This window comes from Microbacterium sp. UBA3394 (genome assembly GCF_002358725.1).
GTDB lineage: Bacteria > Actinomycetota > Actinomycetes > Actinomycetales > Microbacteriaceae > Microbacterium > Microbacterium luteum.
Genome location: NZ_DEPK01000179.1, coordinates 1 through 4,904 on the forward strand (window position 1 = coordinate 1; position 4,904 = coordinate 4,904).

The window sequence follows — 4,904 nt, forward strand, 5'->3', positions numbered from 1 at the left end:
GACGTTCCGATCTCGATGCCGAAGTCCTCCAGCATCGCCTGTCGCGCGGCGTCGCCGGCCACACCCTCCGGGATCTCCGCGGCCACGACATTCGTCATCTTGTGGGCGACGTCGCCGAACACGGTCAGGCCGAGCCCCCGAACCCCGGCGAGCATCGCGTCGCCGATGCGGCGGTGGCGTGCGATGACGGCATCCCGCCCCTCGAGCAGGAGCACCCGCGCGCACTCTCGGGCGCCGTAGAGCATGGAGGTCGCCTCGGTGTGGTGGTTCAGCCGCCGCGGGCCCCAGTAGTCGAGGATCATGCCGAGATCGAAGTAGTTCGACCGCACGAAGTCGTCCGCGCTCGCGTCGCCCTCCTCGCGGATGCCGGCTTCGATCCGCTTGCGGGAGCGCACGACCTCGACGGCCCGGTCGCTCAGCGTCAGCGGCGCCGAACCCGAGGGCCCTCCCAGGCACTTCTGCAGGCCCGCGGTCGCGGCATCCAGACCCCACGCATCCGCTTCGAAGTCGTTGCCGCCGAGCGACGCGGTCGCATCGGTGTAGAACAGCACTCCGTGCCGCCGGCAGATCTCGCCGATCTCATCGAGCGGCTGACACATGGTGGTGGAGGTGTCCCCCTGCACGAGCGCGAGCAGTGTGGGCTTCACCCGCAGCACCGCCTCTTCGATCGCGGATGGGGTGAACACCTGACCCCACTCGACCTCGATGGTGTGCACCTCGGCCATCGCGCGCTCGGCGATCTCGGCCAGCAGGTGCCCGAAGCGACCGAAGACCGGCACGAGCACCTTCTCCCCCGGCCGAACAAGCGACGTGATCGCCGCTTCGATGCCGGCGCGCGAAGTGCCGTCGACGAGCACGGTGGCGTCGTTGGTCGTGGCGAAGACGTCGCGGTAGAGCGCCTGCGTCTCGGTCATCGTCGAGGTCATGAAGGGGTCGTACTGCCCGACCAGCGGCGCCGACATCGCGCGCAGCACACTCGGGTACGCCGAGATGGGCCCGGGACCCATCAGGAGTCGGGCGGGCGGGTCGATGGGTGCGGGGATGCTCATGGTGTCTCTGATCGATGTCGTTCGGGGTCCGGATGAGGTGGTCGGGATGCCGGTCACACCGTGCGGGTGACCGTGGCGGCCAGGCGCTGCGCCAGCCGTACGAGGGCGAGGTCGGTGCCGGCGGGCGCGACCAGGCACACACCCACCGGTGCGGGACCGTCGGGTGTGGCCACCGTCAGCAGCGGCACGGAGATCGAGGGCAGCCCCGCCACGGCGGCGGGGGTGGTCATGCGCAGGCTCGCCAAGCGGGTCGCGTCGACGTCGGCCGGCTCGGCGGTGCGCGACGGCGCCGGACCGGGCGCGGTCGGCAGGAGGAGAACCCCGCCCGCGACGATGCTCGCCAGGCCCCGGGCGATCGCCGTGACCTTCTCGCGCGCCTCGCGCTCCTCGGCCGACGTCACCTGGGATGCGGCGCGGAAGCGCTCGGCGACGGCGGGTCCGACGGCGCCCGGGTGCTCGCGCAGCCAGTCGCCGTTGTTGCGCCAGGCCTCCGCACCCTGCACGGTGCGGAACGGCACGGCGTAGTCGTCGAGGTCGCCGATCGACACGCTGTCGACCTCGGGTGGTTCGTCGGCGGCCGCGAGGAGGGTGAGCATCCGCTCGAACACCGCGCGCGTCTCGGGTTCGACCACGGCCAGCGCCTCCCGCGGCACGAGGAAGCGCCACGGCAGGTCTTCGGCCGACGGGCCGTAGACGCTCTCGGTCGACTCCGATCCGTCGTAGCTGAGGCACCAGTCCGCGACGCGGCGCAGCGTGTCGCCATCGCGGGTGAGCCACGCCACGGTGTCGAAGGACTGCGCGAGCGGCAGCATCCCCTGGCGCGGCACGAAGTCGTGCGTCGTTCGCAGTCCCCACAGTCCCTGATACGAGGCGGGGACGCGCACCGACCCGGCGGTGTCGGTCGCGAGGCCGACGTCGGCGTGACCGAGCGAGACGGCCGTGGCGGGACCGCTCGACGAGCCGCCGGGCAGCGCCCACGGCGCGGCGGGGTTCGGCGGGGTTCCGTAGTGCACGTTGTCGCCGGCGATCGAGTACGCGAACTCGTCGGTGCGCGCGATCCCTCGGAGCGACGCGCCCCCGCGCAGCAGGTCGCCGACCGCCGGCGCCGTGCGGGTCTCGGGCCGGGCGCCGTCGAGGAACGTCGGGTTCCCGGCTCCGACGCGGTAGCCCTTGATCGCGAAGACGTCTTTGACGGCCACCGTGAGACCGGAGAGCGGGCCATCCCACGCGCCCTGGTAGAGCGGGTCGCCCACGGTACGCCAGACCGAGCCGTCGAACGCGCCGCCGACGGCATCGAATCCGGTCGTGGTCGCGTGGGCAGCCGCCATCGCAGCCGGGCCGTCGAAGTCGGCTTCGCGGATGCGCGCATGCACGCCGCAGACGATGTCGACCACCTGGGAGATGTCGAAGTCGACCGCCGCCGAGAGATAGGCGTAGGCGAGATGCTCATCCATGCCGTATCGGGCATGGAGCAGCGACAGCGAGGCGCGCACGCATCGCCGCATGGCTTCGCCGAGGTCTTCGTGCATGCCGGTGGGGACGAGATACTCGTGGGTCTTGACCAGCGGACCGGCGAGCTCGCCGAAGCGCTCCCGGGCCTCCAACGCCGGCACGACGTCGAACCTCAGCGTCGCCCGCAGCGAAGCCTCCAGCGCCGTCAGCGCGACCTCGCCGTCGCCCTGCGCGAAGTGCGGATCGCCGACGTAGGCCAGCGCTCCCGCGACCTGGACGGGCAGGTACAGCGTGGCGCCCACGGTGAGGAGCTTGATGTCGATGTTGCCGCCATGGCTCCCCGGCGGCACCGAGTGCGGATGCCGGTCGCCGGCGACCGCGACACCCATCGTGCCGAGGAACGGCGCCAGCGGGAACTCCACCTCGCGCTCGACGTCGGCGGTGCCGCCGAGGGTGTCGTGCAGCGGCAGCGCCCCGAACAGCCGGCCGGCCCGCTCGTGGACCGGCGTGAACACACTCACGTTGGACTCACCGCGCGGCAACTCGCCCACCAGTGCGCCCTTGCCGTGGCGGTTCGAGATGACGCCGTAGGGAACGCGCGGGTCCAGGCGCTCGACGGTGATCGCGAGCAGGTCGCCGACGGCGGCACCCTCCACATGGATGGGGCCGGTCACCACGTGCGGGCCGTCGCGCTCGGGGTCCCGCATCCCGTCGGCGGCGATGGCCGCCGCGTCCTCGAGCACGGCGTCGGCCGAGACGCCGTGGCGGGCGAAGAAGACGTGCGGGTCTTTGCCCTGATCCTCGAGGATGCCCTCGTGGCTCACGGTGTCGATCGTGACGGTCTCGCCGGGAGCGATGCGCAGCACGGCCGCATCCGTCTCACAGGGAAGCCGCCCCCATGACACCGTGTCCAGTCGCGCGGGCAGGTAGTGGTCGCCGGGGATCTCGCCCCGCCCCGGCTGCAGGATCTCGAACGACGCGATCATGCCCTCATCCAAACGCATGACGTCAGGCTCCGTCACCGGCGCGCGAGAGCAGGCGGCCGCACGGGTTGCCCCGCCACTGGGGCGCCTCGCCCGCTCCGCCCTCGGTCACGTCGAACACCGATCGCCCGTGCAGCCACGTGCGGCGGGTGCGGCCGGTGAGGTCGCGCCCGTCATATGCCGAGATCGGATTGCGATGCAGCAGCCGCCTCGCGTCGACGTGGAGCGGATCGTCGACCCCGAAGACGGTGAGGTTGGCGACCGCACCGACCTCGATGCGTCCGGCATCGACGCCCGCGATCGCGGCCGGGCCGGTGGTGAACAGCGGCACGATCGTCTCCAGCGCGATGCCGCGCTGGCGCGCCTCGGTCCACACCGCGGACATCCCGACCTGCAGGCCGGCGATCCCGCCCCACGCGAGCCCGAAGTCGCCGTCCCCGTCGCGCTTGCGCTCGACCGTCGACGGCGAGTGGTCGCTGACGATGCCGTCGATGGTGCCGTCGAGCACTCCCTCCCACAGCAGGTCGCGATTCGCCGCCTCGCGGATGGGCGGGCAGCACTTGAACTCGCCGGCGCCGTCGGCGATCTCTTCGGCGATCAGCGTGAGGTAGTGCGGACACGTCTCGACCGTGAGCGGAAGGCCCTCCGCCTTCGCCTGACGGATGACCGGCAGCGCGTGCGCGTCGCTCAGGTGCAGGATGTGGGCGCGGGCCCCGGTGCGTCGCATCGCGTCGATCACGCTCGTGATCGCCGCTTCCTCGCTCGCCGGTGGGCGCGAGCGCAGGAAGCCGTCGTAGTCGCGCCCGAGCGGCCCGTCGGGACCGAGGAACGTCGGATCCTCGGCGTGGACGATCAGCCGCGATCCGATCGCGGCGATCTCGGTCATCGCCGCTTCCATCTGCGTGGTGCTGAGGTGCCCGAACTCGTCGACTCCGGAGGGTGCGAGGAAGCACTTGAACCCGTAGACGCCGGCGTCGTGCAGCGGCGCGAGGCGGCCCAGGTTCTCGGGAACCGCTCCGCCCCAGAAGCCCACATCGATGAAAGCGGATGCGGCGGCCGCTTCGCGCTTGATCTCCAGCGCCTCGGGCGTGGTCGTGGGCGGAACGGAATTCAGCGGCATGTCGACGATCGTCGTGATGCCGCCCGCGGCGGCCGCGAGGGTGGCCGAGCGGAATCCCTCCCACTCGGTGCGTCCCGGCTCGTTCACGTGCACGTGCGAGTCCACCAGGCCCGGCAGCAGCACGGCATCGTCGGGCACGAGCACGCGCCACTCGGTGTCGACCCGCTCGCGTGCCCCCAGGATGTCGACGATGCAGCCGCCGTCGAGCACGACGGTCGCGGGCTGGAAGGATCCGTCGACGAAGGCTCGCCGAGCCCGGATCGCGGTGCGCACGGGTTTCACGCGGCCGACGTTACGCGG

Annotated in this window: 3 protein-coding genes; all 3 read right to left on the reverse strand. The window is 71.9% G+C overall.

Going from position 1 to position 4,904, the window contains the following annotated elements; translation table 11 throughout:
• Positions 1–1,049 (reverse strand): pyridoxal-phosphate-dependent aminotransferase family protein (locus B4E30_RS10640; protein WP_286795273.1); only part of this gene is annotated, 1,049 nt, incomplete at its 3' end.
• A gap of 53 nt (positions 1,050–1,102) precedes the next feature.
• The gene (locus B4E30_RS16540; RefSeq protein ID WP_349676958.1) at positions 1,103–3,505 is read right to left on the reverse strand and encodes an amidase family protein; all 2,403 of its coding nucleotides are present in this window, start codon (positions 3,503–3,505) and stop codon (positions 1,103–1,105) included.
• 4 nt (positions 3,506–3,509) lie between these two features.
• Positions 3,510–4,886 (reverse strand): allantoinase AllB, encoded by a 1,377-nt coding sequence (gene allB, locus B4E30_RS10655; protein ID WP_286795275.1) that lies wholly within the window; start codon positions 4,884–4,886, stop codon positions 3,510–3,512.
• Positions 4,887–4,904: the final 18 nt, after the last annotated feature.

Coding starts and splice junctions, on each gene's coding strand:
- B4E30_RS16540 (WP_349676958.1), bottom strand. CDS start 3,505: ATGCGTTTGGATGAGGGCATGATCGCGTCGTTCGAGATCCTGCAGCCG.